This window comes from Oleiphilus sp. HI0086 (assembly GCF_001635225.1).
On the sequence record NZ_LWFZ01000789.1, the window covers coordinates 1 to 2,172 of the forward strand.

At 42.8% G+C, this 2,172-nt stretch carries 2 protein-coding genes; both read right to left on the minus strand.

The features are described from left to right. The coding region (locus A3756_RS13815) for an AarF/ABC1/UbiB kinase family protein (RefSeq protein ID WP_082865263.1) at positions 1-1,046 on the minus strand (1,046 nt) is incomplete at its 3' end. A 461-nt stretch (positions 1,047-1,507) separates the two neighbouring features. Next, on the minus strand, positions 1,508-2,172 hold a 665-nt coding region (locus A3756_RS13820), incomplete at its 5' end, for an AgmX/PglI C-terminal domain-containing protein (RefSeq protein ID WP_068553705.1).

A 2,172-nucleotide genomic window follows, 5' to 3' on the forward strand; every position in this document is an offset into this window, starting at 1 on the left:
GGTGAAGGTTTACTCTCGACCCGCGCACCTAATCTAATAAGCGCATCATCTAGCGCATCATAATCTTCCGCCAAACTAGCAACAATCGCATCTTTATAGGCTGCTAAAACTTCATGCTTAAGCGTTTTAATACAACCAAAATCATAAACAATAACTGAACCGTCTTTTCGAAAAGCAAAATTACCGGGGTGCGGGTCGCCATGAATCTGTTTGAAGTCAAATAGCTGCTCAGCCATAACTTCAAATAGTCTTTCGCCGAGTTGATTGATCTGATCCTGAGTATACTGCTCACGCTTTAGTGCTTGTATATCGTCTCCTGGTAGGTATTCCATCGTTAGAATATGCCTATTTGATAAGTCTTCGATAACCGATGGAATGAGTATCTTTGGATGCTTATCATGAAAACTTTGAAACATCGCAATATTTGCAGCCTCATTATTATAATCGAGCTCCTCATGTAAACGATCCCTAATCTCGGCAAATAGAGCGTCAACACTTTCTTTTGGCATCTTCAGCAAGCCACCTAGCTTAAGCGCTAACCTCAACTGCTTTAAATCAGAGTCGCATGACTCAGCAACCCCTGGATACTGAACTTTGACGACAACTTCTTGCCCTTGCTTAGTACAGGCACGATGAACCTGCCCAATTGAAGCAGCGGCATGCGGCTCTTCATCAAAACGACTGTAAAGCTCATCCAAAGGCGCGCCTAACTGGAGCTCAATCTGAGCCTTAATTATACTAAATTCAACTGGGGGCGCTTCTTTCTGGAGTTTTACTAATGCTTCTGAAAACTCTTTGGGCAATAAATCTTGAGTTTGTGATGCGATCTGTCCGATTTTCATCACAGCCCCCTTAAGCTCACCTAAAGTATCGACGACATCACCAGCCATTTTAGAATAGGTTTCGCGTTTACTTAAGGCAGCATTATCATCAGATTTAAAAACCGACTTGACCCGGTCAGAGGCATAACGACCGGCTACAGAGGCTGTCATTCCAGCTAATTTGATAAAACGTCCTTTCCGGGAACTAATTGTTTTTTTGGGCATAGTTTATATCGAGAAGCATTAAAGGGTGATTTTGACAAACAGCTGTCATTTAACGATTACGTTAATCTATTTAACACTTAAATTGAGGTACTCTGCAACAAAGGGGGGCTTAGTTGGGACTGAATAACGGCGCTTTAGTCCTAGAATTTACTTTAACAAAGTGAAATAAGTGGTAATTACGCCCAAACTAAGCCCTTTGGACGATTCAACTACGCCCCCCTCGCCTGTATTATTCCATCATCGGTAAACAGGAAGAAGAGCACTCAGGCCGCTAACTTCTTCCTGTTTGCAGCTATCTAACGAGGTTCCTTAATTGGCATGTTAGAACTGATAATTTATTCTCCTTAAAAGGCACTTAGTATTTTCGGCTACTAGTGCCTTTTTTTTATGCCTGAATAAGTAGTCTCACTTTATAAACACTAGCTCACTCCTTTCCCTCATCGCTTACCTTGCCAAACGACCTAGTTTGGGCGAAAAGGGAATGGGATATTTATGGTGGTTTGCATTACATTCTCAACACCAAAGTCAGCTAAATACATTCGTTTAACAATTTTATTCTCGAGAACAGGGTGATTAAGCTCGGAACTTACGATACGGCAGAAAGAAACCTCCCCGCTTGGTTCGATTATCACTTCCAGCATTAACAAGCCCTCAAGAAAAGGGTCTTTTCGCAATTCCCGAACGTATAATTTGTTAAAGGCTGACTTTAAGGACTCGGCGACGAGACGAATATTTTCTTCGCTACGCGAAAGCATACCCGAAGCTGCTTCTTCTTCAGCAAGAGCTAAAGATATCTCATCTTCTGTTGCATCTAGCACCTCATTCTCACGCGCACTTAGTGACACGGTTTCCGCTGGAGCCGCTAAGGCTTCAGTAGAAATCCCACTACTGCGCTTGAGCACTTCTGAACTAGCAGGTCCGCTTGCTTTCGCGGCAATGGTCGCCTGCTTACTTGGTGCAACTTTCTTTTTCAAGGCAGCGACATCGACGACTGTCTTAAGTTCAGCAAGATCTGACTGCACAGCTAACAAGCCGGACTTTTTAGCAACTTCTCTCGCTTTTTTGACTTTTGTAGTCAGAGGTTTTTTAATCGGCTCCGGCTTTTTAATTGGCTTAGGCTTTTCTT